Source organism: uncultured Tateyamaria sp. (assembly GCF_947504105.1).
Lineage (GTDB): Bacteria > Pseudomonadota > Alphaproteobacteria > Rhodobacterales > Rhodobacteraceae > Tateyamaria.
Map to the genome: position 1 here is coordinate 134,361 of NZ_CANNGP010000006.1, position 26,438 is coordinate 160,798.

General features: G+C 57.7%; 24 protein-coding genes and 1 pseudogene. 8 read left to right on the plus strand and 17 right to left on the minus strand.

Annotation, left to right across the window (positions count from 1 at the left end):
• Positions 1 to 42 precede the first annotated feature (42 nt).
• Positions 43 to 1,269 (minus strand): ABC transporter substrate-binding protein, encoded by a 1,227-nt coding sequence (locus Q1A75_RS06180; RefSeq protein WP_299550396.1) that lies wholly within the window; start codon positions 1,267 to 1,269, stop codon positions 43 to 45.
• Between the two features lie 187 nt (positions 1,270 to 1,456).
• Here Q1A75_RS06180 and Q1A75_RS06185 point away from each other — a divergent pair, with 187 nt between their 5' ends.
• Positions 1,457 to 2,509: a LacI family transcriptional regulator gene (locus Q1A75_RS06185; protein WP_299550394.1), complete on the plus strand. Its 1,053-nt coding sequence runs from the start codon at positions 1,457 to 1,459 to the stop codon at positions 2,507 to 2,509.
• A gap of 2 nt (positions 2,510 to 2,511) precedes the next feature.
• Here the strand turns inward: Q1A75_RS06185 and Q1A75_RS06190 are convergent, their stop codons facing one another.
• The 8 genes from Q1A75_RS06190 to Q1A75_RS06225 form a co-directional block, all read right to left on the minus strand.
• Positions 2,512 to 3,657 carry a M56 family metallopeptidase gene (locus Q1A75_RS06190; RefSeq protein WP_299550392.1) on the minus strand — a complete coding sequence of 382 codons (1,146 nt, stop codon included), beginning with the start codon at positions 3,655 to 3,657 and terminating at the stop codon, positions 2,512 to 2,514.
• Positions 3,644 to 4,039 (minus strand): BlaI/MecI/CopY family transcriptional regulator, encoded by a 396-nt coding sequence (locus Q1A75_RS06195; protein ID WP_299550390.1) that lies wholly within the window; start codon positions 4,037 to 4,039, stop codon positions 3,644 to 3,646. Before Q1A75_RS06195 ends, Q1A75_RS06190 begins: the two co-directional genes overlap by 14 nt.
• Before the next feature lie 80 nt (positions 4,040 to 4,119).
• Complete coding sequence (locus Q1A75_RS06200; protein ID WP_366142182.1) at positions 4,120 to 4,389, minus strand: DUF2160 domain-containing protein; 270 nt, start codon at positions 4,387 to 4,389, stop codon at positions 4,120 to 4,122.
• Between the two features lie 128 nt (positions 4,390 to 4,517).
• Positions 4,518 to 5,315 carry a carbohydrate ABC transporter permease gene (locus tag Q1A75_RS06205; RefSeq protein ID WP_299550386.1) on the minus strand — a complete coding sequence of 266 codons (798 nt, stop codon included), beginning with the start codon at positions 5,313 to 5,315 and terminating at the stop codon, positions 4,518 to 4,520.
• The gene (locus Q1A75_RS06210; RefSeq protein WP_299550384.1) at positions 5,312 to 6,175 is read right to left on the minus strand and encodes a sugar ABC transporter permease; all 864 of its coding nucleotides are present in this window, start codon (positions 6,173 to 6,175) and stop codon (positions 5,312 to 5,314) included. The genes Q1A75_RS06205 and Q1A75_RS06210 overlap by 4 nt, the downstream gene beginning before the upstream one ends.
• Positions 6,172 to 7,245, minus strand: a complete 1,074-nt coding sequence (locus tag Q1A75_RS06215) for an ABC transporter ATP-binding protein (RefSeq protein WP_299550382.1) — start codon at positions 7,243 to 7,245, stop codon at positions 6,172 to 6,174. Before Q1A75_RS06215 ends, Q1A75_RS06210 begins: the two co-directional genes overlap by 4 nt.
• A 100-nt stretch (positions 7,246 to 7,345) precedes the next feature.
• On the minus strand, positions 7,346 to 8,410 hold the full coding sequence (locus tag Q1A75_RS06220) for an ABC transporter ATP-binding protein (protein ID WP_299550380.1): 1,065 nt from the start codon (positions 8,408 to 8,410) through the stop codon (positions 7,346 to 7,348).
• Between the two features lie 93 nt (positions 8,411 to 8,503).
• Positions 8,504 to 10,237, minus strand: coding sequence for an ABC transporter substrate-binding protein (locus Q1A75_RS06225; RefSeq protein WP_299201548.1), 1,734 nt, complete (start codon positions 10,235 to 10,237; stop codon positions 8,504 to 8,506).
• Positions 10,238 to 10,697: 460 nt separating this feature from the next.
• Here Q1A75_RS06225 and Q1A75_RS06230 point away from each other — a divergent pair, with 460 nt between their 5' ends.
• Entirely contained in the window at positions 10,698 to 11,789 is a 1,092-nt protein-coding gene (locus tag Q1A75_RS06230; RefSeq protein ID WP_299550378.1) for an alcohol dehydrogenase family protein, read from the plus strand.
• Between the two features lie 27 nt (positions 11,790 to 11,816).
• Here the strand turns inward: Q1A75_RS06230 and urtE are convergent, their stop codons facing one another.
• The 5 genes and pseudogenes from urtE to urtA form a co-directional block, all read right to left on the minus strand.
• Positions 11,817 to 12,524, minus strand: a complete 708-nt coding sequence (gene urtE, locus Q1A75_RS06235; protein WP_299550376.1) for an urea ABC transporter ATP-binding subunit UrtE — start codon at positions 12,522 to 12,524, stop codon at positions 11,817 to 11,819.
• Positions 12,514 to 13,253: pseudogene (gene urtD, locus Q1A75_RS06240) on the minus strand (urea ABC transporter ATP-binding protein UrtD). The gene urtE and the pseudogene urtD overlap by 11 nt, the downstream one beginning before the upstream one ends.
• Positions 13,250 to 14,518: an urea ABC transporter permease subunit UrtC gene (urtC, locus tag Q1A75_RS06245; protein ID WP_299550374.1), complete on the minus strand. Its 1,269-nt coding sequence runs from the start codon at positions 14,516 to 14,518 to the stop codon at positions 13,250 to 13,252. The pseudogene urtD and the gene urtC overlap by 4 nt, the downstream one beginning before the upstream one ends.
• Before the next feature lie 3 nt (positions 14,519 to 14,521).
• Entirely contained in the window at positions 14,522 to 16,495 is a 1,974-nt protein-coding gene (urtB, locus tag Q1A75_RS06250; RefSeq protein WP_299550372.1) for an urea ABC transporter permease subunit UrtB, read from the minus strand.
• A 57-nt stretch (positions 16,496 to 16,552) separates the two neighbouring features.
• Positions 16,553 to 17,836 (minus strand): urea ABC transporter substrate-binding protein, encoded by a 1,284-nt coding sequence (gene urtA / locus Q1A75_RS06255; RefSeq protein WP_299550370.1) that lies wholly within the window; start codon positions 17,834 to 17,836, stop codon positions 16,553 to 16,555.
• A gap of 632 nt (positions 17,837 to 18,468) precedes the next feature.
• On the opposite strand from urtA, the gene Q1A75_RS06260 reads away from it, so the two are divergent.
• From Q1A75_RS06260 to Q1A75_RS06285, 6 genes are read left to right on the plus strand one after another with little or no spacing between them, the layout of a single operon-like run.
• Positions 18,469 to 21,348 carry a monovalent cation/H+ antiporter subunit A gene (locus Q1A75_RS06260; protein WP_299550607.1) on the plus strand — a complete coding sequence of 960 codons (2,880 nt, stop codon included), beginning with the start codon at positions 18,469 to 18,471 and terminating at the stop codon, positions 21,346 to 21,348.
• Position 21,349: 1 nt separating this feature from the next.
• Positions 21,350 to 21,700: a Na+/H+ antiporter subunit C gene (locus Q1A75_RS06265; RefSeq protein WP_299201527.1), complete on the plus strand. Its 351-nt coding sequence runs from the start codon at positions 21,350 to 21,352 to the stop codon at positions 21,698 to 21,700.
• Complete coding sequence (locus tag Q1A75_RS06270) at positions 21,697 to 23,241, plus strand: monovalent cation/H+ antiporter subunit D (protein ID WP_299550368.1); 1,545 nt, start codon at positions 21,697 to 21,699, stop codon at positions 23,239 to 23,241. Before Q1A75_RS06265 ends, Q1A75_RS06270 begins: the two co-directional genes overlap by 4 nt.
• Position 23,242: 1 nt before the next feature.
• Positions 23,243 to 23,743 (plus strand): Na+/H+ antiporter subunit E, encoded by a 501-nt coding sequence (locus Q1A75_RS06275; RefSeq protein WP_299550366.1) that lies wholly within the window; start codon positions 23,243 to 23,245, stop codon positions 23,741 to 23,743.
• A complete protein-coding gene (locus Q1A75_RS06280; RefSeq protein WP_299550364.1) occupies positions 23,740 to 24,027 on the plus strand; it encodes a K+/H+ antiporter subunit F in 288 nt (95 codons plus the stop codon). The genes Q1A75_RS06275 and Q1A75_RS06280 overlap by 4 nt, the downstream gene beginning before the upstream one ends.
• Positions 24,024 to 24,410 (plus strand): Na+/H+ antiporter subunit G, encoded by a 387-nt coding sequence (locus Q1A75_RS06285; RefSeq protein ID WP_299591907.1) that lies wholly within the window; start codon positions 24,024 to 24,026, stop codon positions 24,408 to 24,410. Before Q1A75_RS06280 ends, Q1A75_RS06285 begins: the two co-directional genes overlap by 4 nt.
• Positions 24,411 to 24,858: 448 nt before the next feature.
• Here the strand turns inward: Q1A75_RS06285 and Q1A75_RS06290 are convergent, their stop codons facing one another.
• From Q1A75_RS06290 to Q1A75_RS06300, 3 genes are read right to left on the minus strand one after another with little or no spacing between them, the layout of a single operon-like run.
• Positions 24,859 to 25,440 carry a dihydrofolate reductase family protein gene (locus Q1A75_RS06290; protein WP_299556078.1) on the minus strand — a complete coding sequence of 194 codons (582 nt, stop codon included), beginning with the start codon at positions 25,438 to 25,440 and terminating at the stop codon, positions 24,859 to 24,861.
• A gap of 1 nt (position 25,441) precedes the next feature.
• On the minus strand, positions 25,442 to 25,939 hold the full coding sequence (locus tag Q1A75_RS06295) for an SRPBCC domain-containing protein (RefSeq protein WP_299556080.1): 498 nt from the start codon (positions 25,937 to 25,939) through the stop codon (positions 25,442 to 25,444).
• Positions 25,936 to 26,271, minus strand: a complete 336-nt coding sequence (locus tag Q1A75_RS06300; protein WP_299556082.1) for a metalloregulator ArsR/SmtB family transcription factor — start codon at positions 26,269 to 26,271, stop codon at positions 25,936 to 25,938. The genes Q1A75_RS06295 and Q1A75_RS06300 overlap by 4 nt, the downstream gene beginning before the upstream one ends.
• Between the last annotated feature and the right edge of the window lie 167 nt (positions 26,272 to 26,438).

The following is a 26,438-nucleotide window of genomic DNA, read 5'->3' on the forward strand; positions in this document are numbered from 1 at the left end:
GATGCAGCATGGCATCAGGCAGGCAGCTGGGAGGCGCGTCTATTATTCAGCAGACGCGATGATGTCGGCGTAGCGCGCTTGGCCATCAGCCGCCGACATGTCGGAGGTCCAGAACTCGGCCATCAGATCCTCGATCTGCGTTTGCGTGTCGGCCGTCAGGTTCATGTCACCCGAGGGCAGCACGTTGCCCGCCGCAAGGATGTTTAAACCCTTTTGCATGCAGTCATTTGCCGCGGACAGATCGATATCACCCCGGACCGGAAGCGATCCTTTCTTGAGGTTGAACGCCACCTGCGTTTCAGGTGCGATCAGGGTCGAGGCCAGCGCCATCTGCGCCTCTTTGGTCGCCTCATCGTCGATAACGGGGAAGTAGAACGCGTCGCCACCGGTATCGAGGATTTCGTTCACACCAAGACCGGGCAGGCAGGTATAATCCTCGCCTGCGACCTGGCCAGCCATCTGGAATTCACCCTGCGCCCAGTCGCCCATGATCTGACCGCCCGCCTGATCGGTGATGACGAGGTTCGTTGCCAGGTTCCAGTCCTGCACGTTCGAATCGCGCGCCAGCTCGCGCGCTTTGGCGACCGCTTCGAAGACCGCTGCGTATTCAGGGCCCTTGGCGGTGTCGACATCTCGCTCGACCGACACTTTGCGCCAGGCATCAACGCCCGCAATCGCTAGGGTTAGCGTGCCGAAGGCAAGGTTCTGCTGCCAGCCCTGCTGCCCCATGGCAAGCGGCGTGATCCCTGCCTCTTCCAGTTTGGGGGCGGCTGCCACAAATTCGTTCCAGTTGGCCGGCACTGGAAGTCCCGCCTTTTCGAAGGCACCGTGGCTCAACCAGATCCACTGCGCCGAATGGATGTTCACGGGCACGCAGTAAATGCGCCCCTCAAAGGTACAGGCGTCCAGCAACGAGGACGGGTTCACCAGATCCTTCCAGCCTTCAGCTTCGGCTAGCTCTGTCAGATCGGTCATCAGACCGGCCTCAATCAACTCTTCGGCTTGACGACCGTGGTTCAGTTGTGTGGCCCCCATCGGGTCGCCGCCCAGAATACGGCTGATGATAATTGGGCGTGCTGTGCCACCCGATCCGGCGATTGCACCATCAACCCATGTGTTGCCGGTTGCGTCGAACGCCTCGGCGAACTCGGCAACGGCCGCGGCCTCACCCCCTGAAGTCCACCAATGCGTCACCTCAAGCTCACCCGCGTGGGCCATGGACGCAGTACACAGCGCCGCAGATGCCATCAGTTTCGAAAATTTTCTCATATCGAGTCCTCCCTGACTTCTAAATCGTTATAGTAATTGCTACAACGATTTAGATTTTTCGATCAAGCTAGAATTTTGCCATGGCTCGAATTAATCATCGACGAACAGGTAACGGATTGATTCCGCTGCCAATCAACGTGGGGCGACAAAGGTCGGTTCCGCGTTTGCGCACCGGAAAGGGGCCGAAATGACCAAGTCAGGGACATCGGACACACCCGAAAAAATCTCCCTTGCCCCGGGTGAACGGCCCACGCTCAAAACCATCGCGCGGCTGTCCGGCCTCGCGGTGCCAACCGTGTCACGGGCACTGGCCGACGCGCCTGACATACGCAAGAATACCAAGGAACGCGTGCGCGATATCGCAAAACAGATAGGGTATCGCCCAAACCGCGCGGGCGTCCGCCTGCGCACCGGGCGCACCAATGTGATCAGCATCGTAATGTCCACCGAACACGACATGATGAATCACACGGCGCGCCTGATTTCATCGGTCGCATCCGCCTTGCGTGGCACCCAATACCACATGATCATCACCCCCTATTTTCCGGACGAAGACCCGATGGTCCCGATCCGCTACATCGTGGAAACAGGCAGCGCAGACGGGCTGATCATCAACCAGATCGAACCGCATGATCCGCGCGTGGACTACCTGATGGACCACAAGTTCCCGTTTGTCACCCATGGCCGGACCGGAGCATGTGAGCGCCACGCTTACTTCGATTACGACAACACCAGCTATGGGGCATTGGCGGTCAAGGCATTGGCCGGACGTGGCCGCAAGCACATCGCTATGCTGGCCCCACCCAAAAACCAGACATATGCACAAAACATGATCGACGGGGCCACCCGCACCGCGGCTGAATTTGGCGTGCGCTTTTCAGTGATCGAAGGCGCGAATGCGCATCAGGACAACCCGGTGATCGAACAAGCCATGATCCCGATCTTTAAACAGCCCGACAGGCCCGACGGACTTATCGCGCCAAGCATTGGTGGCTGCGTGACCATGATCTCGACCGTCGAGCGGATGGGGTTTGTACTGGAACAGGACTTTGACGTTGTGGCCAAGGAAGCCATTACGTTCCTGCGACGCTTCCGATCGGGCATTCTGGTGGTCGAGGAAGATATCGACCAGGCAGGCAATTTTCTGGCACGCGCGTTGATGCACCGGATCAATGCTCCGACGGAACCGCCTATGCAGGAACTTGACCGCCCTGACGACACTGCATTTCGCGCTGACTGAAATCAGTTACGGATGCGCCCAAAGGTGGAGAGACGATTGATCTCGTCCAATCGCTCAAGGTTCACGACGGTCGACAGCATCAGCCGGTCTTGGCTCCAGTCTCCGGGGCGCTGAATTGCGATGGCCGTCAGCATGATGGCCCCGATCAGTGGCAGTATAGTCGCTAGGAACAGCAGACGTGGGCGGCGTAACCGGCGCATATCCAGCAGCGACGTGATCCGACGCTCAAGAAATGTCATGCGTCCATCACGCAGCGCTGACCGATCTGCTGTAACCAGTGTAACTTTTGGCACGGCAACGACAAACATACGGTCACGTCTGAGTGTCTGCTGACACACCGACAGCAGCGTATCGCAATACGCACGCACATCAATGCGCCCCCGGGTCAACACCTCGGCATCACAAGCAAGTTCCCGAAGGTTTTCAACCTGCCGCTTCCACGCGTGATAGGCCGGGTTGAGGAAAAAGAACGGCTTGAGCGCCTCCAACACGATCTCCCATTCGATGTCACCCTGACGCAAGTGCTGCAGCTCGTGTGCCAGTGTCACACTCAACTCCTTGGGTTGACCAAGCATGTGCGATGGAATGACAACGTAGTAGTACCAAGTTCCACGTGTTGAAAACGGCACCAGCGTCTTGTCGGACAAGCGCAGTCTGACGCGCCCGAACCTGCGCCACGCATAGCTTGCGGACACGATGCGGAACAAACAGAACATCGAAAAGACCAAACGCCCTGTACCAACAATCAGACCAACGAAGAACGCGGCGATCACGGTCCAAGCCACCCATCCGGCGGCATTGGTTACATTACTCAGGAACGTGTCCCGCATATTCACGAGCTTTTCGAACTCGGTCGCCTGCATACTGAACCCACCATTAAGGTAGTAGGCAACCACCATATCCGACAGGTTGAGGTTCACAGCCTTGGCGTAGCCGTTCGACTGCAGGGTCGTAAACAGAACAATTAGGAACGGTGAAAATACGATGGCTAGGAAAACACTGTTCAGAAGTCGCAATTGCGTTTCGTAGCTATGCGTCAAACCCAATCGGTAGAAAAGGAAGCGTGCAGCGTACCAAAGGCCGTAGGCCACAACAAAGAGAATATTGGCATTGATGAATGCGTCGAGCAGCGCGTCACCCGGAATCATTTTTCAACCTCCGATCCACAAGCGCCCGGATTTGCCCCAATGCTTCCTCTGTCAGTGCATCATCGTTGACCAGCCTTGCGACCAAAGACGCAGGTGTATCGTCAAACAACTTCATCGACAGATCCTTGAGTGAGCGAGTCTGGTACGCATCCTTGCCCAGCGTCGGCTTGAAGACATGGCGCTTGCCATCCTTGCGGCTGGTGACAAATTCCTTTTGCTCCAGAATGCGTAGGATGGTCGCAGCCGAGGTATAGGCAAGGTTTCGACCTTCTGGCAGTTGGTCCAGAACATCCCGTACGGTGCCCTCGCCCAGGTCCCACAGTTCGGTCATGAACTCCAGTTCAACCTCGGTCAGCAGTTCGCTTTTCTTTTTTTGTCTCATGCCGTCCTATCCAAGACGTATCGCTCACTCGTTATGCCGGGTGAGTAAATACGAAAACTTCTCTGTCACAAAACGCTTTCTCACACCTTCCAGAAACAGAAGACGCCCCACACCATGGCAAGGCCAAGCGGAATCCACAGCGGTTGGCCCATCAGCCCAAGCCACAACAGAAAGATATATGCCGATCCCAAAAGAGAGATGAACAGCCGATCACCCAGCGTCGTCGTCAGCCCAAGAATACCGCGCCGCTCGATCCCGTCGCGGTACTTGACCACCTCAAGCACGCCGATGATCGCGATGGCGCCAAAGATGCCGCAGAACAGTGTAAAGGTCGCAGGTGTCCACGCCATCCAGAACGCCGGCCACAGCGGATCGGTCCAGGAAAACCCCTTTTCTTCTTGCTGGTTGGCAACATTGCCCCAACCCTGCGCGACAGCCGGCGTCGGAAGCAGCGCAGCAAGATACATCAGTCGTTTCATCACACCCTCCCCAGGGCAAAGCCCTTGGCGATGTAGTTGCGGACAAAGTAGATCACGATGGCACCCGGGATGATCGTCAACGTCCCGGCAGCAGCCAGCAGGCCCAGCTCATACCCCGCGGACGACGCCGTCTTGGTCATTTCCGCAGCAATGGGTTTGGCCTGCACCGCCGTCAATGTCTTGGCGAGCAGAAGCTCAACCCAAGAGAACATGAAGCAGAAGAACGCGGCCACCCCGACCCCAGCCTTGATTGTCGGCAGGAAAATCACGATGAAAAACCGGGGGAAGGAATAGCCATCAACATAGGCCGTTTCATCCAACTCCTTTGGCACTCCGCCCATGAACCCCTCCAAAATCCACACAGCTAGCGGGATGTTGAACAGGCAATGCGCCAGCGCCACCGCGATATGCGTGTCGAACAGCCCGACAGAGGAATATAACTGGAAGAACGGCAATGCGAACACCGCAGCCGGGGCCATGCGGTTGGTCAGCAGCCAAAGGAACAGCTGCTTGTCGCCAAGGAACCGGTAGCGCGAGAACGCGTATGCCGCGGGCAACGCCACCGCGACCGAAATCACCGTGTTCATTGACACATAGATGATCGAGTTGATGTAGCCCCAGTACCAGCTCGGGTCGGTGAAGATGACCTTGTAGTTGTCGAGCGTGAACGTCTGGGGAAACAGGCTGAAGCCCGACAGGATCTCGTTCGTCGTCTTGAACGACATCGCCACCAGCCAATAGATCGGTAGCATCAGGAACGCGATGTAGAGGATGGGGATAAGCGAGCGTTTCTTCATTGCGCGTCATCCTTGGTCATGAGGGTGTAGAACAACCACGACACCAACAGCGTGATCGCGAAGTAGATCAAGCTCATCGCCGCGGCGGGGCCAAGGTCAAACTGTCCAAGAGCAATCTTTACAAGGTCAATGGACAAAAGCGTGGTCGAGTTTCCGGGCCCTCCGCCAGTCAGGACAAATGGCTCTGTGTAGATGTTGAAGCTGTCCATGAAGCGCAGCAGGATCGCGATCGTCAGAACTGTTTTCATCTTCGGCAACTGGATGTAGCGGAACACTTTCCATGGGGATGCCCCATCAATCTTGGCCGCCTGATAATAGGCATCCGGGATCGACACGAGGCCCGCATAGCTCAGCAACACCACCAATGACGTCCAGTGCCACACATCCATGACAATGATTGTCACCCACGCAGCAAAGGGGTTCTGGGTCATGTCATAAGCAATGCCCAGCACATCATTCATGAAATAGCCGAGCAACCCGATCTTCGGCAGGGTAAAGATGTTCCACATCGCCCCCACCACGTTCCACGGGATCAGCATGGGCAGCGCCATAAGCACAAGGCACACGGGCACCCACATACCTTTCTTCGGCATGGACAGGGCGATGATGATACCCAACGGGATCTCGATGATCAGGATCAGAAAGGTGAACAGGAATTGCCGTCCAAGGGCCGCCTGAAAGCGGTCGGATCGTAGGATCTGCTCGAACCAATCAAGCCCCTGCCAGAAAAACACGTTGTTCCCGAATGTCTCCTGCACCGAATAATTGACCACCGTCATGATCGGCACCAGCGCGTTGAACGCGACCAGAAACAGGACCGGCAGAACAAAGAACCACGCCTTTTGATTTTCGGTCTTCATGTCTGTGCCTCCGTCGACAACCACCCGTCGCGATACAGACGCGTATGGTCAGGCCGGAAGGCGAGATGTATTTCTGAACCCTGCTCCGGCAATTCACCCTCCACGATGGCTTTGACAGCCGTGTCGCCCACCATCGCTTCGACAACGGCATGGCGGCCCACGTCCGACACCTTGTGCACACGGGCAGGCAGGCCCGCATCGGCAAGCGACACAAACTCGGGGCGCACGCCAATTTGCGTCATCCCCCCCTGCCCGGTCACTGCGCCTTCCAGCGCGACTTGGCGTCCCTGAAACCGCACCGCGCCATCACTTTCTTCGGCGGGCAGCACGTTCATGCCGGGTGACCCGATGAAGTGGCCCACAAACGTATGCTGCGGCCGCTCGAACAACTCGACCGGGGTGCCGATCTGAACGATCTCACCGTCCTGCATCACCACAACCTGATCGGCAAAGGTCAGCGCCTCGGTCTGGTCATGGGTCACATAGATCATCGTCGCGCGCACCCGCTGGTGCAGCTCTTTCAGCTTCGACCGCAGTTTCCATTTCAGATGCGGGTCGATCACTGTCAGAGGCTCGTCAAACATGACGACGTTCACGTCATCACGGACCAGGCCACGCCCCATGGAAATCTTTTGCTTGTTGTCAGGGCTGAGGTGTGACGCTCGGATGTCGAGCATCTCCTCGACCTCCAGCATCTGCGCGATCTCTGCCACACGCTCCGCAATGCGTCCTTCATCCACCCCGCGATTGCGCAAAGGAAAGGCAAGGTTGTCCCGCACCGTCATCGTGTCGTAGATCACCGGGAACTGGAACACCTGCGCGATGTTGCGTTGATCCGGCGGCAGGTCCGTCACATCCCTATCATCGAACAGGATGCGACCCTCGGACGGGGTGAGCAGGCCCGAAATGATATTCAGCAGCGTGGACTTCCCGCAACCCGATGGTCCCAGCAACGCATATGCACCGCCGTCCTGCCAATCGAGGTCGATTTCCTTGAGCGCATAGTCCGCCGGTCCGCTTGGGGAAGGCAGATAGGAATGGCGCAGGTTCGAAAGCGTAATCTTTGCCATTACAGAGCATCCAGTTCTTGGCACAAATAGGTGTCGCCTTTCGCGTTCGAGCGAACAGCGAGAGGCAGCGAAAGGCGAAGCATTTTGAATTGGATGCGCGTCACGCCACGAGCCTCCCATCTTCTGCAAAGTAGAAGGCCTGAGATGCATCCATGTAGAACTCATGCCGCTCCCCCACTTCGTAGGGGTGCACGCCATGAGCCAAAGAAACCCATCCGTCATCGCCAATCTGAAAATGCGCACTGGATTCTGACCCGGACAATTCGGTCACCAGAACAGTGCCATCCAACTTAACATAATCTGTCCCCGCGGGGACAGGCGTCACGTGGTGGGGCCGGATGGCAAGCGTATAGACCCCGTCGGCGATTTCCGCCGCTGGCCCAGAAAGCGCCCAGCTTGCCCCTGTCTCCATCTGAGCGGTCCCGCCTGACTTGGTGATCCGCGCGGCATTGATGGGCGGATCGGAAAAGACCCGTGCCGCCGTCAGATTGTCCGGCTTGCGATAGATATGAGCCGTCGTGCCAAACTGGGTGACGACACCATCGTCCATCAGCGCCGTCTTGCCCCCCAGCAACAGCGCCTCTTCTGGCTCGGACGTGGCATATACCACAACCGCACCGCGACCGGCGAACAACTCCGGCAGTTGCTCCCGCAGTTCTTCGCGCAGCTTGTAGTCGAGATTGGCGAGGGGTTCATCGAGGAACACCGCCCGACTTTCCTTAGCGATTGCGCGGGCCAGCGCGCACCGTTGCTGCTGGCCACCCGACAATTCCTGCGGGCGACGGTGCAGCATCGGACGCAATTGCAGGATGTCAGCTGCTTCTTCGACCCGCCCCTGAATTTCGGACTTCGCCATGCCTGCAACCCGCAGCGGGGAGGCGATGTTATCGAAAACCGTCATATGCGGATAGTTCACGAAAAACTGGTGCACGAGGCTGATGTTGCGTTTCTGCGTCGACAGTCGCGACACGTTCTGTCCGTCCATCCAGACCTCGCCATCGGCCAGTGGATCGAGGCCAGCCATCAGCTTGATCAAAGATGTTTTGCCCGATGCGGTCTGCCCCAGCAGGACATTAAAATGTCCAGGCTCCATCACCAGCGATGTGGGCTTGATATGGGTGATGCCGCGCACGCGCTTGGTGGCGTCTTTCAGCTCGAGTGTCATTGTTCCTACCCGCGAAGAATGAGGTCGAAGCACGCGCGCGTGCTTCGACCAGGTGTCAGCCCCCCATGTTGGGAAAGGGGACCGACGGGGAGTTTACTGCTGCCAGCGGGCAACCAGGTCGTCGTAGTTCACGGTCTCGCCTTGCGGCTTCTCGTTCTCTAGCTTCGGCTTGGCGCCGCCGTTGGCGAACCAGTATTCGGCGTCCTGCTCTTCGTTCAGACGTGGGCCACAGCCGCCATAGACACCGGCCGCTTCGTCCGCCTGCTGCATCCGGGCCATGGTGATGTCCATCTCCTCGGCCAGACGATCCATCGCCTGCTGCGGTGTGAAGGCACCCGAGTTCACATCACCGATCTGCTGCCACCAGATCTGGGCCAGCTTCGGATAGTCAGGCACGTTGATGCCGGTCGGCGACCATGCAACGCGGTCAGGCGAGCGGTAGAATTCCACCAGACCACCCAGCTTGGGCGCACGTTCAGTGAACGACTCGTGGTTGACCGAGCTGTCGCGGATGAAGGTCAGACCCACATGGGACTTCTTCACGTCGACCGTCTTGGACGTCACGAACTGGGCATAGAGCCAAGCCGCCTGTGCGCGCTCGGAAGGCGTGGATTTGAGGAAGGTCCACGACCCCACATCCTGATAGCCAACCTTCTGCCCTTCGGTCCAGTATGGGCCATGCGGGCTGGGCGCCATCCGCCACAGCGGGTTGCCCTCGTCATCCACGGTGTTGTTGCCTTCGGACTTCGGCTTGACCATATCGGCGGTAAAGGCGGTGTACCAGAAGATCTGCTGCGCCACGTTGCCTTGTGCCAATGCGGGCAGCGACTGGTAGAAGTCATAGGATGCCGCACCGGGTGGTGCGTAGTTGCGCAGCCATTCATCCCATTTACGGATCGCGTAAACCGCCGCAGGACCGTTGGCCGCACCACCACGGGTCACACTTGCGCCCGCCGGGTTGCACGAACCGGCTTCCATGCGGATGCCCCATTCGTCAATTGGCACACCGTTTGGCTCACCTACCGAACCGGTGCCTGCCATGGAAAGCCACGCATCGGTCATGCGCCAACCAAGGTCGGGCGCACGCTTGCCATAGTCCATGTGGCCGTAGATCGCCACGCCGTCGATTTCCTTGACGTCGTTCGAGAAGAACTCGGCGATGTCTTCGTAGGCCGACCAGTTGACCGGCACGCCCAGCTCATAGCCGTACTTGGCTTGGAACGCCGCCTTGTTGTCTTCGTCATCGAACCAGTCCTTGCGGAACCAGTAGAGGTTCGCGAACTGCTGATCCGGCAACTGGTACAGGTTACCATCGGGACCAGTGGTAAACTGGATACCCATGAAGTCTTCCAGGTCCAGCGTCGGGCTGGTTGTGCCCGCCCAGTCGCCCGCCATCTGCTCGGTCAGGTTATAGGCCAGCTGCAGGCGCGAGTGCGTCCCGATCAGGTCGGAGTCGTTGACATAGCCGTCATAGAGGTTCCGCTGGGTCTGCATCTGCGTTTGAACAGCCTGCACAACCTCGCCCTCACCAAGGATCTGATGGTTCACCTTGATGCCGGTGATTTCCTCGAACGCCTTGGTCAGCACCTCGGACTCGTAGCCGTGGGTCGGAATACCCTCGGACAGCACGTTGATTTCCATGCCCGAGAAGGGTTCAGCCGCCTGGATAAACCACTCCATCTCCGACATCTGCTCATCCTTGCTGAGCGTGGATGGCTGGAATTCCTGATCAATCCATTTCTGGGCTGCCGCCGTATCGGCAAAAGCAGTCCCATGCCCCGCAATGACTGCAGCTACAGCCGTCGCGGAGAGAAGATACTTGCGCATCTTGTGTCCTCCCAAATTTCTATGTGAGCCGGATTTCGCCGACTGTGCTTACGATAGGCGCAAAGTAAATTTTCTGTCAAACTAAAAAGTTAGTAGAAATAAAACATTTATAATCAATACCTTAAAGTCATCAAAGCCCTTTGAAACACTTCTATGGGCCACATTCTTTGACGACCTGAATCATTCAAGCGTGACGAGGATCAACCACGACTGCGGCAGAAAAAGGCGACATCTGTTTTTAATTCCAAGACCGCCCCAGGCAGTCTGGTGAACGATACGCCTGGTCAGTCGAACCTGTATACACCGCATATCGAACAAAGCACTGCTTCCTCCCAGCGATATTGTTTTGCACTGGACGCGCCCTTGCTGACCGTGGTCCATGGCCATTACGCGCGGTGTGGTTTTCATCTGATCCCCCTGCGTTCGAGCCACTGACGAACAGAACACCGGAGCCCTTTAGATGACGCTTCCCAAAACAATGAACGCAATGGTCACGATGGGTCACGGCGATCTGGATCAAATGGTCTGGCACGCCGAATGGCCGCGCCCGGACCCTGCTAAAGGCGAGGTTCTGGTCAAAGTTGGTGCCTGCGGGTTGAACAACACCGACGTGAACACCCGCTCCGGCTGGTATTCCAAAACCGTAACCGAGGCGACGACAGGCGGCGCGTTTGAAGAGGTCGGCGAAGAGGACCCAAGTTGGGGCGGCGCCCCCATCAGTTTTCCCCGCGTTCAGGGCGCGGATGTGTGCGGCACCATCGTTGCCGTAGGCGATGGCATTGATCCGGCGCGCATTGGGGAACGGGTGATCACCGACAACTGGCTGCGTGACCCAACGGACCTGAGCAACAAGAACAAAACGGGTTACTTCGGATCGGAACGCGATGGCGGCTTTGCCGAGTACACAACCATGCCCGCGCGCAACGCCGTGGCCGTCAAATCCGATCTGTCGGATGCCGAATTGGCGACATTCTCGTGCTCCTATTCCACGGCAGAGGGCATGCTGACCCGGGCGCGTGTAACAGATCAGGACACTGTATTGATCCCCGGAGCGTCGGGTGGCGTTGGCGGCGCCTTGGTGCAGCTTGCCAAGCGGCGTGGCGCGCGCGTCATTGCCTTGGCGTCCGAGGCCAAGCATGCCGATGTTAACGCTTTGGGTGCCGATGTGGTGCTGCCCCGCGCGCCGACGAACCTGAAGACCGCTTTGAGCGGCGAAAAGGTCACCGTACTGGCGGATGTTGTTGGGGGGGCGTACTGGCCCACCATGATCGACGTGCTGGAGTGCGGAGGCCGCTATACATGTTCCGGTGCCATCGCTGGCCCCATTGTCGAGATGGATCTGCGCACATTCTACCTGCGGGACCTGACGTTCACAGGTTCCACCGTCATTGATCTTGAGGTCATGCCAAACCTTGTCCGGTACATCGAACAGGGCGAAATCCAACCCGCTCTGGCAGCCACTTACCCCTTGTCCGAGTTGCACGCCGCGCAAACGGCATTCATCGCCAAACAGCACACCGGAAACACCGTTGTCGTGCCCTGGCGACAGTAAAACGCAGGCATCCCAGTGAGATTGATTTTAGACCGAGACAGCCTTCAGCAAATCTGAACGTTCAATGTCGGCGCGCCGTCCTTCCAGCTTAACCACTCCGCGCTCAAGCACCGTGAACCTGTCGCCAAGATCAAAGGCAAAATCGAAATACTGTTCGACCAGCACAATGGCCATCTGCCCCCGCTCCCGCAGGGTCGAGATGACCTCGCCGATCTGCTTGATGATGTTGGGCTGAATACCTTCGGTCGGCTCATCCAGCAGCAGAAGCTTGGGTTCGGTGACCAGTGCACGGGCGATGGCAAGCTGCTGTTGCTGGCCGCCCGACAGGTCTCCACCACGACGATGCAGAAAATCTTTCAGGATCGGGAACAAGTCAAAAATCTCGTCTGGAATTCTGTGTTTGCTACGTGGCAGGCAGGCAAAACCGGTCTCAAGGTTTTCCTGCACAGTCAGGAACGGAAAAATCTCCCGCCCCTGCGGCACGTAGGCGACGCCCTTCTGAGCAAGGGCGTGGGCACTGGATTTACCGATCTCTTCGGCGTCGAGCCGGTACATACCATCGCTGCGAACATGTGTACCCGAGATGGCCTTGAGCAGGCTGGTCTTGCCGACACCGTTGGTGCCCATCACGCATGTGACCTCACCCCGCCGCGCCGTCAGGTCGATGCCACGCAGAATTTCGCTACCGCCGTAGTGCAGGGTCAGCCCTTCGATTTCGAGCAGGTTATCGGCCAAGGTACACCTCGATGACGGCTTCGTTGGATGTGACGTGATCAATCGATCCTTCGGCCAGAACCGAACCTTCGTGCAGCACGGTGACTTTGCAATCGAGGCGGCGGACAAACTCCATGTCGTGCTCGACCACCACAACCGCGCGGGTTTTGGCCGCCTCGACCAGAATTTCGGTTGTGTGTTCGCGTTCCGCCGGAGTCATACCCGCTGCCGGTTCATCGACCAGAAGCAGGCGTGGTTCCTGTGCAAGCAGCATGCCAATCTCCAGCCACTGTTTCTGACCATGGCTCAATTCGCCCGCCTTGCGGGCGAGTGCAGCGACCAGTCCGATCTCACCGGCCAAGTCTTCGACCCGGTCCTGATCTGCACGTGACGCGCGGAAGTTCAGAACGGCAAAGGGGATCGTTTCTTTTTCAACGCCAGCATCAGGTTTTCGGCAACCGTCTGGTCTTCGAACACCGTTGGGCGCTGGAACTTCCGCCCGACCCCCGCCTGCGCGATCTGGCTTTCTGACATCGACAGAAGCGATTGCGATTTTTCGCCCCACAGCACGCGCCCCTCGTCGGGTCGCGTCTTTCCCGTCACAATGTCCATGAAAGTGGTTTTACCTGCGCCGTTTGGCCCGATGACCGCGCGCATCTCGGCCTCGCCAATCTGGAACGTCAGATTGTTGATCGCTTTGAACCCATCGAATGAGACGGACACACCGGACACTTCAAGAAGTGTGCTCATGTCTCGGCCTCCTTTTCGCGTAACGCGCCCGCGTCGGGGCCAAGGTCAGCGCCGTGGCGGCTGGGTGATCTTTTGCTCGCAATAAAATCAAACAGTCCACCTAGCCCTTTGGGCGCGAACAGAGTGACCACGACGAATGACAGTCCCAACAGGACTGTCCACCAGTTGACCCATTGGATCGTATAGAATCCAAGGTTGATGTCTGGTGCCTGACCGCCCGTGAAGTAGGTCGACAGGAGCGAAACGAAAGCCGCGCCAATCACCGCACCGTACAGCCGACCACGCCCGCCGATAGCGACCCAGACCGCAAGATATATGGAGGCGATCGGCGCAATCTCGGCCGGGTTGATGATCCCTGCCTGTGGGTAATAGAGCGCGCCGGCAATGCCTGCGATGACCGCGGTGAGCGTGAAGATAAAAAGTTTGTATGCTTCGACAGGGTAGCCAAGGAACCGCACGCGGCTCTCGTCGTCGCGGATCGCACGAACGACCGAGCCGAACTTGCCCGACACCACCCAGACACACAGCAGGTAGCCCAGCCCAAGCGCCAGTGCCGATGCCCAGAAGAACCAGATCGACACGGTGGATTGCGGCACATCGCCCAGCCCCGGCAGGTTCTGCAGTCCGGACAGTCCGTTATTGCCGCGCAACCCGCTGTCATTCTGGAACAGGTACAGCGACAGCGCGAGGGTCATCGCCTGCGTCAGGATCGACAGGTAAACACCTGTGACCCGACTGCGAAACGCGAGCCAGCCAAAGACCAAAGCCAGCAGCCCGGGTACCAGCACCACGGCCGCCAATTGTAAGGGCAGCGAATGGGCCACAGCCCAGATGGGCGGGAACTCGGAAGCGCCCACAACACCAAAGATTTGCGCTGCGATCCCGTCCGAGATTTCCTGGGTCGTTGGTGGCAATGGAGCGGCTGACAGGCTTTGTACTACGATGATTTCGGTACGGGCGTACATCAACCACATACCGATGGCGTAGCCACCGATACCGAAGAACGCCATGTGCCCGAGGCTCAGGATGCCGCAATAGCCCCAGACCAAATCCATAGCGAGCGCGACAAGGCATAGGCAGAGTGTCTTACCGAGTGTCTTGACGAAGCTGGTCGAGATCACTCCGATGCCAAACCCTTCGGCCAGCACCGTCACGCCCAGAGTGAACAAGGCAAGGCAAGCCAGGAAAATCAGGACCGACGGGTTGTTCACCAGCAGAAACGTTGGCTTGCGTGCGGGCGCGGTATCAAGTGCGACGTTTATCATGGCTCAGGCCTCCGCCGCGCGACCTTTGAGGGCGATGATGCCCTTGGGTCGGAACTGAATGAACAGTATAATGAACAGGATCATGTAGGTCTGGGCCGCAAGGGTGTTGGACGGGTTCAACCATTCGATCCCCTTTTGCATCGTGCCCACCATCGTGGCGCCCAGCAGCGTGCCCCAGATGTTGCCAACACCACCAACCACAACGGTCATGAAGGACTGCACGATGTAGTCGCTGCCCATTTCCGACGTGACCTTGGCATAGAGGCCGATAGCAACACCGGCGATCCCAGCAATGCCGGAGCCAAAGCCAAAGGTTAGCATGTTGATCCGATCCGGGTTGATGCCCATGGAGGCCGCCATGCGTGGGTTCTGGGTGACAGCGCGCACTTCCAGACCCAACCGGGTGCGGTTCATCACGATCAGGAATAGGGCCAGAAACAGGAGTGCCAGAACAAAGATAGCAATGCGGATATAGCTGATCGACACAATGTCGTTGAACACCAGTGACCCGTCCAGCCAGCCGGGTGCGGTCAAGGGCCGGGCCTGCGTGCCAAAGATGTTCTTGGCCAGCTGCTGAAGCGCGATCGAGATACCAAAGGTCGCCAGCAGCGTCTCAAGCGGGCGGTGATAGAGCCACCGGATCACCAACCGCTCCATCGCGACCCCCGCGCCAAAGGTCACTGCAAAGGCCAACGGGATGGCGACCATGATACTGAGCGTGTAGTCCGGGATAAAGAGCTGGACCACATAGCCGGTATAGGCGCCCATCATGATAAACTCGCCATGGGCCATGTTGATCACGCCCATGACGCCAAAGGTGATGGCAAGGCCGATGGCTGCAAGGAAATAGATCGACGCCAGCGACAGCGCGTCTAGCCCCAGGTCGATTGTCTGGTTCAAGGCGACCTTGTTCTCGATCCCGGACAGCACCGCCTGTGCGGCAAGTGCAACGGTCGGCGCGGCGGCGGAATACCGTTCAAAAAACACATAGGCATCTACCGTCTGTGTCACATCGGTGACCGTTGCTGCATTTTCGACAAGACCCTGCCGCACCAATTCGTCATAGGCAGCGTCACGCCTCACTTCGGTATTCAGTGATGCAACCTGAATTCCGCCGACGGAGGTGCCATCTATGTTAGCAATCAACGCAGCCTTTTGAGCAGCGCGCGAAATGAGCGGGGGCGCCAGCTCCTTGGCGACAAGGATTCCATAGGCCTCAGCCTCGCTAAGCACCTCTGAACCGGGCATCACCTGCCTTGCCACATCGGCATCGTTCGGCAGGTCCGTACCGGCATCCATCATTGTAACGACAAGTGGATTGAGAGCCGCGCGCACATCGACACCCAGATCACCCTCAAAGCTCTGGATTGCGGCAACGCGCTCCGCGTCATCCTCTGCAAAGCGGATGGTCAGAATCCGTTCAAGGCGATCGATGCGTGCGCTCAAGCGCGGGTTCTCTTCGGTGTCTCGCACAGCGCGCAAGGCGGCAAGGTGGCTTTCATCCGCATCGCGTTCGATGGCGATCAGGGCCGCGGCGCGCGCGGCCGGGTTGGGATCGTTCAACTGGAACCGGACAAGTGCTGCGCCGATCAAGCCGCGAATGCCGCTATTGGGTTTGAGTTGCTTGAATCCCTTGTCCTCGAATTCTCCCAATTCTGTACCGTCGGCAAAATCGAAGGCACGGATGGTGCGGCGGTCAATCTCTTCAGCGTAGATGAACAGACCGGTGTCCTTGTCGAACCACATCTCCTTGGCCCGCCAGCGTTCCAGAACCGCCTGCGCCTCGGGCAAACCACTGTCAGCGAGCGCATCGATGGCAGGACCGATGGTGCGGCGTGAGCTTTTCGCAATGATCTCACCATGCTCTTGCAGCAGGCGTTGAATGGGCGCATCGGCGTCCTGCGCAGCCAATGGGGCTGCAAACGCGATCAACAGCACCGACAAAAGCGCGGCGCAGAACTGGCGGAAAACCGGCATCCAATTGTTATCCTTGAAGAAGTGTCGGGGGCAGTTGCCCACCCCCGAAAGGTCAGATCAGTAGTTGGACTTGATCTGCACGCAGGTGGATGTGTCGGTGTTGTACATCTCGCAGCCCAGCTCTTTCCAATCCGAAACCAGGACGGCCGATTCCGGCAGGAAGTCGGTCCAGGCGTCGCCCGGCACTTCTTCGGTCTGGCTGATGATGTCGAACTGGCCGTCTTCCAGGATCTCACCAATCAGGACCGGCTTGGCCAGGTGATGGTTCGGCAGCATGACCGCGGTCCCGCCTGTGAGGTTCGGGAACTCCTGACCATACATCGCGGTGCGCACGGCATCCACGTCGGTGGTTCCTGCCGCAGTCGCCGCGTTCACCCACATGTTGAAGCCGATGTAGTGGGCTTCCATCGGGTCGTTGGTCACACGCTCGTCACCCATGCGGGCTTTCCACGCGTCGATCCAAGCCTCATTTGCTTCGGTGTCTGCCGACTGGAAGTAGTTCCACGCCGCGAGGTGACCGACGAGGTTGGACGTGTCGAGACCCGACAGTTCCTCTTCACCCACCGAGAACGCGACGACAGGAATGTCATCCGCCGAGATACCCGCAGCCGCCAGTTCCTTGTAGAAGCCGACATTGGCATCGCCGTTGATGGTCGAGATCACGCCAACTTTCTTGCCGTCCGCGCCCAGCGCGACAACGTCCGCAACAATCTTGGACCAGTCGGAGTGGCCAAAGGGCGTGTAGTTCACAAAGATGTCTTCAGCGGCAATGCCTTTTTGCTGAAGGTATGACTCAAGGATGTTGTTCGTTGTGCGCGGGTACACATAGTCGGTCCCCAACAGTGCAAATTTCTCGACTTCCAGCTCTTCAAGGAAATAGTCGGTGGCCGGGATGGCTTGCTGGTTCGGCGCGGCGCCCGTGTAGAACACGTTTTTCGAGCTTTCCTCGCCCTCGTATTGCACGGGGTAGAACAGCAGACCGTTCAACTCTTCGATCACCGGCAGAACGGACTTACGGCTGACGGACGTCCAGTTGCCAAAGATCACGTCAACATCATGCACCGTCAGCAGTTCACGGGCCTTTTCGGCAAACAGCGGCCAGTCGGATGCCGGGTCAACCACGACGGCTTCAAGCTGACAGCCCAGCACGCCGCCAGCGGCATTTTGCTGCTCAACGAGCATTTCCATGGTGTCCTTCAGCGTCGTTTCCGAGATCGCCATTGTCCCAGACAGCGAGTGCAGAACGCCCACTTTTATGGGGCAATCCTGCGCAACAGCTGGCAGAGCCGCCAAGGTTGTCAGTGTCGCCGTTGTTGCGAGTAGTTTCTTGTACATTGCCATTCCCTTTGCGTGTCGCGCAGGGACGTTGTGTTCCGAATACAAAACACCCATATGACCCCCCACGCATATGATGCGGAGTGCGGTGGTGTTTTGGTTTCCTAGGCCGACACCATCGCGCGTTTGCAGGCTCTGAAGCCCGCGCCAAGTGGTAGCTTCATGACTGCGTAGTGCACGCTGCTTGGCCCAAAAAATGGGCTCGCATCAGGTTGTCTGCGTAATTTTTGGACGGAATGGGCGATTTCGCCAAAAAGATAGGCAGATGAATCCATCGGCGGCGCACAAAGGGCGCCACATCCGCATAGAAGCAATGTCTTCACCACGACCAACGCTCAGAACATCGCTCTTTCAGGGACGTCCGGCTGTGTATGTACGCGGTGTGACTAAACGTTCCCGTCCGACATGCAACTGAGTAGATGGCATCCTCAATATGGTGAAATACGCGTCAATCCAACAGATGCTCATCCAAAGCCGTTCAAGCATCACGTTCGGTAATCCTGTGTGCCTGTTGACGGCCAAGATGCCGTCCGTTGAGCAGGTTATCGCAAGTTTCCCAACGATTCCGGTTGCCTGTACCTATCGGAATGCCATCTATCTTGAAGGATAGATTCGCATTAACTCTACTGGGCCTGACCTTGTCACTCTTCTTTATCGTTGCACTACCCTTCCTGGGCGCGCTTCTTCCCGGACTAATGAATGCTGCGGGCCGGGCGGCTTGCGCTGGCGTGACATTCACGGTCTCCTTGGCTGCGTTTATCGGTTTGCTAACGAACTTGCCGCAGGTTCTGCGCGGTGAATTGGTCACTGCGCGCGTGAACTGGATGCCGGAGCTGGGCCTGAACTTCACGTTGATGCTGGATGGGTTGGGCTTTTTCTTTGCGCTTTTGATCTTGGGCATTGGCCTTTTGATTATCGCCTACGCGCGCCACTACCTCAGCCGCGACGACAACATGGGCGAGTTTTTCACCTATCTACTATTGTTCCAAGGCGCGATGGTCGGGATCGTTCTGAGCGACAACATCCTGCTTTTACTGGTATTTTGGGAATTGACATCGCTGTCGTCCTTCCTACTGATCGGCTACTGGAAACACCTGCCCGAAGGCCGACAAGGCGCGCGGATGGCGCTGACCGTGACCGGTATGGGTGGGCTTGCCATGATCGCTGGCATGCTGATCCTGGGCCAGATCGCGGGCAGCTATGATCTGAGCGTCATCCTACAAAACCGGGAGCTGATCCAGGCCGACCCGCTGTACCTCCCGGCCCTGATCCTGATCTTGCTAGGTTGCTTCACCAAGTCCGCTCAGTTCCCGTTCCACTTCTGGCTGCCACATGCAATGGCCGCGCCTACGCCCGTCTCGGCCTATCTGCACTCTGCCACAATGGTGAAAGCGGGCATCTTCTTGATGGCCCGCATGTGGCCGGTTCTGTCGGGCACGCCCGAATGGTTTGCCATTGTCACGACTGCCGGGCTTGTGACGATGGTCCTAGGTGCGGTGATCGCGCTGTTCAAACATGACTTGAAGGCATTGCTCGCCTTCTCGACCGTCAGCCATCTTGGGCTGATCACCATGCTGTTGGGCACAGGCACCGCGTTCGGCGCCATGGCAGCAGTGTTCCACATCCTGAACCACGCCACGTTCAAGGCCGCTCTCTTCATGTCTGCAGGCATCGTCGATCACGAGGCACACACCCGCGACATCCGGCGGTTAGGTGGGCTGCGGACACTCATGCCATTGACCTTTGTCATCGCAACACTCGCCGCGCTCTCCATGGCAGGCATTCCACTGCTGAACGGGTTCCTGTCGAAAGAGATGATGCTGGAAGAAGCCACGCACACGGTGCTATTCGATAGCCCGTGGTTGGTGCCTGTACTTGCAACGGTCGGTTCACTCTTTTCTGCAGCGTATTGCTTCCGACTGATCGGTCATACCTTCCTTGGAAAGGTCCGTGACGATTATCCTTCGAAGCCCCACGACCCAAACCCCGGCATGTGGCTGCCTCCGGCTATTCTCGTTGTTCTGGTTGTCCTGATCGGGGTTGCTCCATTTCTAGCTGAACCCTTCGTCAAGATCGTGACAGGCTCCCTTTTGGGTGAAGCTGCAGAGGTACCTAAAGCGTATTTCAAGATCTGGCACGGCCTCGTTCCGGCGCTCTTTATGTCCATTGCCGCGGTTGCAGGTGGTCTGGTCCTGATGCTTGCCTTCAAACCACTGTCAAACATATGGGAAACGGCCCCGCGTCCTGAAGCCAAGGTCATTTTCGAAGGGATTGTCGAAACCGCAGCCGCGCTGGCGCGGGGTTTCACATTTGGCCTGCATAATGGTGCTTTCAGCCGGTACGCAATGATTTCCTTCGTGGTGATCGTTGCCGTTGGCTACCACGCCTGGACTAGCGGTACGATTGGTGATGCAACCCGCGTCGTGCAGGCCGCTGGTCCCGTCCCCATCGCTGGGTGGACCATGCTAGTGGCGGCGACCGGCGCGCTTGTGTTCATGCACCGCAACAGGTTCCTGGCCCTGATCCTGATCGGGATCGTAGGGCTGATGGTATCCATCGGCTTTGTTTACCTGAGCGCACCTGACCTCGCCATGACCCAGTTCACGGTCGAGGTGGTGACGATCATCCTGCTTTTGCTGGCGCTGAACTTTCTGCCAAACACGACACCATCCGAAAGCACGGTACTGCGCCGCGCGCGCGATACTGGCGTTGCGATTGCTGGCGGGCTTGCCGCCTTCGCGTTGGCCTATCACTACATGCTGCGCGACGCCGTTTCGACGCCCATTTCCGAATTCCACTTGGCTAATTCGTACAAGGGTGGTGGCGGGACCAACGTTGTGAACGTCATCCTTGTCGACTTCCGGGGCTTCGATACCTATGGCGAGATCATCGTGCTCGGGATCGCCGCGCTTTTGATCTATGCACTGACTGAAACGCTGCTGCGCGGTCCCGTACGCGCACGGCTCCTGAACCGCATTCCTGACCAGCCGCGCGCGGGCGACATGCATCCGATGATGATGGTCGTGTTAACCCGGGTAATCATGCCCGTGGTCCTGATGGTGGGTTTCTACATCTTCCTGCGCGGACACAACGAACCCGGAGGTGGTTTCATTGCGGGCCTTGTCGTATCCATCGGCGTTGTCATGCAATACATGGCAAGTGGCTTCACATGGACCTCGGCCCGATTGAAGTACCCCTACCACGGTGTAATCGGTGCTGGCGTTCTGGTGGCTGGCTTCACCGGCATCGGGTCGTGGTTCGTAACCAAACCCTTCCTGACTTCGGACTTCACCTATGTCCGCATTCCCCCGTTCGACAAATTCGAGCTGGCCACAGCCGCCTTGTTCGACGTTGGCGTGTTCTTGGCCGTTGTCGGGGCGGTCACGCTGTCGCTCGAAAGCTTCTCGCGGCTGGCGCGGCGTGCAAATGCGGACGAAACCGAACACCCAATGGACATCAATCCGGCGCGTGCCGAAGGATCATCTGATCCAATCGAGCCTGTGAAGGAGGGTGGCTGACATGGAATTGCTTGTTGCCTCCGCCATTGGCGTGATGACCGCCGGTGGTATCTACCTCGTGCTGCGGCTCAGAACTTTTCCGGTGATCCTCGGTATCTCGCTTTTGACCTATGCTGTGAACGTATTCCTGTTCTCGTCCGGGCGGCTGACCATTGGTGCGCCTCCGGTGCTGAGTGATGACGTGACCACATACACCGACCCGTTGCCGCAGGCGCTGGTTCTGACCGCGATCGTGATCTCGTTCGGGATGACGGCCGTGGCCGTGATGATCGGGCTTGGTGCCTTCCTTGGGTCTGACGACGATCATATCGATGATCAGCCGGAGCCGCGCGAGACGGAGGGCCAGCCATGACCCACTGGATCGTTGCCCCCATCATCCTGCCCGCTCTTCTGGCCCCGCTGATCGTCCTGGCGGCGCGATATCACATAGGTATTCAGCGGGTCTTTTCCGTCGCTGGTGTAGTTGCGCTGATCGGCCTTGCCGCTGGCCTTGCTTGGCAAGTCTCTGATGGGTCGGTCATCTACTATCGTTTGGGCGACTGGGCGGCTCCGTTTGGCATTGTCGTCGTGGGCGATCGACTGTCGACGCTGATGATCCTTCTCACATCAGTCCTCGCGCTTTTTGTGCTTTTGTATGCGATCGGATCAGGTTGGGATGATCGCGGACGCCACTTCCACGCGCTTTTCCAGTTCCAGTTAATGGGGATACTCGGCGCTTTCTTGACAGGTGACCTATTCAACCTGTTCGTTTTCTTTGAGGTCCTGCTGATCGCCTCCTATGGCTTGATGATCCATGCAGGCGGCGATGCACGGCTGCGCGCGGGCATACAATACGTATTGTTCAACTTGATCGGATCGACGCTGTTCCTTTTCGCGCTTGGCGCCATCTATGCCGAAACGGGAACGCTCAACATGGCGGACTTGGCAGAGCGCGTACAATTGATCGCGCCGGAAGAGACTGTGGGCATCCGCGTGGCCGCCGTTCTGTTGCTGCTGGTCTTTGCCATCAAGGCCGCGTTGGTACCGCTGCACTTCTGGCTTCCTTCAAGCTATGCAGAGGCCCCCGCGCCGGTTGCTGCATTCTTCGCCATAATGACCAAGGTTGGCGCTTATGCCATCATCCGGGTCTACACGATGATCTTCCCTCCCGATCTAGAGGTAACGTCGGGCCTGCATGACGTGTGGCTCTTGCCCGCGGCACTGGTATCGCTGGCAATCGGGATGGTCGGCGTGCTCGCTGCGCGCAAGCTCGACCGGCTTGTCGCGTTCTCGGTCATTGGTTCGATGGGGATGGTCATTATCGCGATCTCGCTGTTCAGCCCGGCCGGTATTGCCGCGGCACTTTATTACATCGTGCATTCGACATTTGCCGGCGCTGTCCTGTTCCTTGTCTCGGACCTTGTCCGAACCGGTCGTGGGAATGTCGATTTGACAACGCAAGCCCCGATGATTGGTGCAGTTCTCACAGCTGGCATGTTCTTTGCCGGGGCCATCGCAATGGCGGGCCTGCCACCGCTCTCCGGCTTTCTTGGCAAGCTACTGGTTTTAGAGGCAGCATTTGAAAGTGACTTGATGGTTTGGATCTGGGTCATTGTGCTGTCGTCCAGCCTGATCAGCATCCTGGGTTTTGCCCGAGCGGGAAGCATCGTGTTCTGGAAGGCGCACGGCGTTGGACCAAGCGAAGAACCCGTTGCAGACATAGAGAGCCCGGCCACACTTTCATACGTCGCCGTTGGCGGGTTGTTCACGCTGCTGACCCTGCACACCGTGTTCGCCGGACAAGTGCATGGCTATACGACCAGCATCGCCACGCAACTCTTTGCACCTGATGCATATATCTCTACCGTGTTGGATACACCCGGCAAGCTGAGTAAACCACAGGATGGCCATTGATATGGGACGCGCCTTTCGCTGGATTCTGCCCCACCCGTCGCTGACACTGGTTCTGACCCTTGTTTGGATACTGCTTCAAAACGAAATAAGTTCTGGGATGGTCGTATTCGGTATCATCCTTGGTATCATTATCCCACGCATCACCGCGATCTGGTGGCCGGGCACGCCCACAGGGTTTCGACTTGGCAGGATGATCACCTATTCACTGCTCGTCATTCGCGACATCATTGTCGCAAACATCGAAGTGGCGTGGATCGTTCTTACGGTCCCGAACGACAAGCTGAAACCAGCTTGGGTCTCCGTGCCTCTGGATCTGAAGCAGCCAGAAGCGATCACCGTTCTGGCGGGCACGATCACCCTGACGCCCGGGACAGTGTCTGCCGATCTGTCGAACGAAGGGCGCTGCCTGTTGGTGCACATCCTGCACACCGACGACCCCGATGCAGTGCGGGATGAGATTAAGGACAGATACGAGCGCCGTTTGAAGGAGATCTTCGCATGACACTCGCAACCAGCTTGTTTGAAATTGCGCTGTCAATTGCCTTGGTGGTACTTGCCGTCGGCCAAGTGCTGTCGATGGTGCGACTTGTGATTGGTCCGACGGGCGGCGACCGGGTTCTGGCGCTGGACACGATGGTCATCAACGCCCTTGGCCTGGTTGTGGTGGTTGGCATCCACCAAGGGGTCGGCGTGTATTTCGAGGTGGCCCTTTTGGTTGCCATGCTAGGCTTTGTATCGACGGTAGCGCTGGCCCGTTTCGTGCTGCGGGGGGACATCATCGAATGATGCTGGAAAGCTTGGCAATTTTTGGCGCAGCCATTTCGCTCCTGATCGGGTCAATATTCGTTCTGGTCGGTGTCATCGGCCTATTGAAGTTCAACGATCCGATGACACGTCTGCATGCCCCGACAAAGGTCGGGACGCTCGGCATCGGCATGCTGCTTTTGGCATCGATACTGGTCGCCGCCGCCTCTGGAGATCCGTCAATGCACGAGTTGCTGATCATGGCCTTTCTCTTTGTTACCGCGCCGGTGTCGGCACATTTCCTGGCCAAAGTCAGCATCCACACACGTGAGTGCATGACGCCACCCAAGCCGACAAATGACGACATGTGGTCCACTCTGGACTCACCGGACCACACGGAAGAAGCGCCCCCGAAGTCTGACTAAGCGCCCAGACACAGACGAATAGAAAACGTGATTTGGTTGGCGTCGTTCTGGATGCGCTGCGAGACAGCGCCCTGATGTGACATTCCTCGCCCGATTTGACTCATCCGGTTGCCGGACGACAGTCCTGCTCCACATGCTGGCGAAATTGGATCACCCCAAGACAAGCAAGATCATCTGGACCGCCACACAGCTCCAGGCGGAGGTCATCACTGGCTGGTCGCCCCTAAGTAGGGCCGTTTTATCGGATCCAGCGCGTGCAACTGGGACGACGCGGAGGATCGGCTTAGTCGATGGCCGACCTGACAATCATTTACGAGCAGTCAAAATCGGCGAATGAACTCGAAGATCAATTATCGACCGGACCGTCTTGATTTGGCTGCAACGTCTCGACATCACGCGGCACTATTTCGTTTGTCATCGTCAGGCGGTTTTGACGCGACAAACCCTGTTAGTCACTTTTTCGACATACGTGCGACACGACACCATTTCCAAGGTTGGCGATAGAAATAGGATTAAGTCTGAGAGGGGGGCTAGATCCTTCGAACAGGCGCTTTCCCGCACCGACCAGAACTGGAAAGGTCCATATCCGAAACTCGTCAACAAGGTCATGCTCGACAAGCGATTGGATCAGTTGTGCGCTGCCATGGACCTGAATCAGCGGACCATCTTGGGATTTCAGTTGCTGAACCGCGTGTGCCAAGTCACCAGTTAGCGCTTGGGAGTTCCGCCATTCCGTCCCAAGCGGCGAGGATGTCGCGACGAACTTTTGTCCCGTGTTCAGCCGTTCAGATGCCTTCGTCTTTGCAGCGTCAGGCCAATGACCTGCAAAAAGGTCATAGGTTTTGCGCCCAAACAATATGTCATACGGTGCCGACATCGCCGTATCTTCGACATGCGGCATAACCTCATCCCAGAACGGAGCAGCCCAGCCGCCTTGATCAAAATTGCCGGAACGATCCTCGTCAACTGTGCCCGGCGCCTGCATTACGCCATCGACGGTCACAAACGCGAGGATCGCAAGTTCGCGCATGTCAGCCGCCGACGTGCGCTTGCGACCTTGCCAGCGCGGCAAGCTTGTCAAACGCCTGGTTCCAGCCGCCAGAGCCTGCGCTACCTTCGGCCACACCCACATGCACCATGATCATCTTGGTCTTGCCGTCCACGTGACTAAGTTCAACGATCACTTCGGTAATGTCCGGAAAACCCTCGGGCATTCCCATGTTCTGCGGTGGAATGATGTTACCAGCTTCGTCACACATGCTTTCTGTGTAGACAAGGCGGCTGGGGGCGTTGACCTCCTTGTAGACGCCTGTGAACCACATCGACATGGCGCGATCCGGTGACGTCATCGCCATGCAGACCTTGCGCGTTCCGCCGACCGTGACATCCATTTCCACAGCAGGAACCGACATTCCGTTGGGCCCGTACCATTGCTTGAACAGTTCCGGAACAGTCCACATTTGCCACACCAACTCCAGCGGGGCATCAAATTCACGCTCTATGCGGACCCAGTTCTGATTGTCATTCATGACGATTGATCCTTCATCTTGTCCAGAAGTGTTCCCATAACGTCAAAGCGGGCATCCCAGATATGCCGATACTTTTCTGTCCAGTCCGCTATGTCCTGTATGGGCTTGGTGTTTAGTGTGCATGGACGGAACTGCGCGTCTCTTTCGCGTTCAATCAATCCAGCGTTTTCAAGCACTCGGATGTGTTTCGAAACTGCAGGCAATGACGTGTCGAACGGCTCTGCCAGAGCGTTCACTGTTGCCTTGCCTTGCACAAGGCGCGCCAGAATTGCCCGACGTGTTGGATGTGCCAAGGCAGAGAACGCCGCATCAAGTCTTTCGTCTTGTTCCATGAGTCCACAAATAAACCATTCGGTTAATTAATCAACTGGCTTATTAAATTATCTTACTGGACAGCTAGAATAACACTTAAAATGAAGTGCCCCCTCTGAAACCGAGCAGTCTGCGAGCGATTGGAAGCCGGGCGCAAACGTCCCGACCACCCAAAGAAAAGAACACG

Coding starts and splice junctions, on each gene's coding strand:
- Q1A75_RS06195 (WP_299550390.1), bottom strand. CDS start 4,039: ATGAGACAAAAAAAGAAAAGCGAACTGCTGACCGAGGTTGAACTGGAG.
- Q1A75_RS06285 (WP_299591907.1), top strand. CDS start 24,024: ATGATGCTGGAAAGCTTGGCAATTTTTGGCGCAGCCATTTCGCTCCTG.
- Q1A75_RS06290 (WP_299556078.1), bottom strand. CDS start 25,440: ATGCGCGAACTTGCGATCCTCGCGTTTGTGACCGTCGATGGCGTAATG.
- Q1A75_RS06225 (WP_299201548.1), bottom strand. CDS start 10,237: ATGCGCAAGTATCTTCTCTCCGCGACGGCTGTAGCTGCAGTCATTGCG.
- Q1A75_RS06185 (WP_299550394.1), top strand. CDS start 1,457: ATGACCAAGTCAGGGACATCGGACACACCCGAAAAAATCTCCCTTGCC.
- Q1A75_RS06295 (WP_299556080.1), bottom strand. CDS start 25,939: ATGAATGACAATCAGAACTGGGTCCGCATAGAGCGTGAATTTGATGCC.
- urtC (WP_299550374.1), bottom strand. CDS start 14,518: ATGATAAACGTCGCACTTGATACCGCGCCCGCACGCAAGCCAACGTTT.
- Q1A75_RS06280 (WP_299550364.1), top strand. CDS start 23,740: ATGACACTCGCAACCAGCTTGTTTGAAATTGCGCTGTCAATTGCCTTG.
- urtA (WP_299550370.1), bottom strand. CDS start 17,836: ATGGCAATGTACAAGAAACTACTCGCAACAACGGCGACACTGACAACC.
- Q1A75_RS06265 (WP_299201527.1), top strand. CDS start 21,350: ATGGAATTGCTTGTTGCCTCCGCCATTGGCGTGATGACCGCCGGTGGT.
- Q1A75_RS06190 (WP_299550392.1), bottom strand. CDS start 3,657: ATGATTCCGGGTGACGCGCTGCTCGACGCATTCATCAATGCCAATATT.
- Q1A75_RS06210 (WP_299550384.1), bottom strand. CDS start 6,175: ATGAAGACCGAAAATCAAAAGGCGTGGTTCTTTGTTCTGCCGGTCCTG.
- Q1A75_RS06220 (WP_299550380.1), bottom strand. CDS start 8,410: ATGACACTCGAGCTGAAAGACGCCACCAAGCGCGTGCGCGGCATCACC.
- Q1A75_RS06180 (WP_299550396.1), bottom strand. CDS start 1,269: ATGAGAAAATTTTCGAAACTGATGGCATCTGCGGCGCTGTGTACTGCG.
- Q1A75_RS06205 (WP_299550386.1), bottom strand. CDS start 5,315: ATGAAGAAACGCTCGCTTATCCCCATCCTCTACATCGCGTTCCTGATG.
- urtB (WP_299550372.1), bottom strand. CDS start 16,495: ATGCCGGTTTTCCGCCAGTTCTGCGCCGCGCTTTTGTCGGTGCTGTTG.
- Q1A75_RS06215 (WP_299550382.1), bottom strand. CDS start 7,245: ATGGCAAAGATTACGCTTTCGAACCTGCGCCATTCCTATCTGCCTTCC.
- Q1A75_RS06270 (WP_299550368.1), top strand. CDS start 21,697: ATGACCCACTGGATCGTTGCCCCCATCATCCTGCCCGCTCTTCTGGCC.
- Q1A75_RS06200 (WP_366142182.1), bottom strand. CDS start 4,389: ATGGCGTGGACACCTGCGACCTTTACACTGTTCTGCGGCATCTTTGGC.
- Q1A75_RS06275 (WP_299550366.1), top strand. CDS start 23,243: ATGGGACGCGCCTTTCGCTGGATTCTGCCCCACCCGTCGCTGACACTG.
- Q1A75_RS06230 (WP_299550378.1), top strand. CDS start 10,698: ATGACGCTTCCCAAAACAATGAACGCAATGGTCACGATGGGTCACGGC.
- Q1A75_RS06300 (WP_299556082.1), bottom strand. CDS start 26,271: ATGGAACAAGACGAAAGACTTGATGCGGCGTTCTCTGCCTTGGCACAT.